The following is an 810-nucleotide window of genomic DNA, read 5'->3' on the forward strand; positions in this document are numbered from 1 at the left end:
CCGCAGGTCCAGTTCCGTCGGCTGGGCGAAGCGGGAGAAGTTGTGGACGCAGAGGACGAGGTCGTCCTTGTATTCGCGCAGGAACGCGATCACCGCCGGGTTCGACGACTGGAGTTCCGTGTAGGAGCCGAGGCCGAAGGCCTTGTTCTGTTTGCGGATTTCGATCATGCGGCGGGTCCAGTGCAGCAGCGAGGACGGCGAGGACATCGACGCTTCGACGTTGGTGACCTGGTAGCCGTAGACCGGATCCATGATCGTGGGGAGGAACAGGCGGCCGGGGTCGGAGGAGGAGAAGCCGGCGTTGCGGTCCGGGGTCCACTGCATGGGCGTGCGCACCGCGTCGCGGTCACCGAGCCAGATGTTGTCGCCCATGCCGATCTCGTCGCCGTAGTAGAGGATCGGCGAGCCGGGGAGGGACAGCAGCAGGGCGGTGAACAGTTCGATCTGGTTGCGGTCGTTGTCCAGCAGCGGGGCCAGCCGCCGTCGGATGCCGATGTTGGCGCGCATCCGCGGGTCCTTGGCGTACTCCGCGTACATGTAGTCGCGTTCCTCGTCGGTGACCATTTCGAGGGTCAGCTCGTCGTGGTTGCGCAGGAAGATGCCCCACTGGCAGCCGGACGGGATCGCCGGGGTCTTCGCCAGGATTTCCGACACCGGATAGCGCGACTCACGCCGCACCGCCATGAAGATGCGGGGCATGACCGGGAAGTGGAACGCCATGTGGCACTCGTCGCCGCCGGACGGGAAGTCGCCGAAGTAGTCGACCACGTCCTCCGGCCACTGGTTCGCCTCGGCCAGCAGCACCGTGTC

Annotated in this window: 1 protein-coding gene; it reads right to left on the reverse strand. The window is 66.0% G+C overall.

What is annotated here, in order from left to right:
• A partial coding sequence (locus ACX28W_RS43985) for an alpha-amylase family glycosyl hydrolase (RefSeq protein WP_459005704.1) occupies positions 1 to 810 on the reverse strand: 810 nt, incomplete at both ends.

The organism is Streptomyces sp. SD15 (assembly GCF_054462255.1).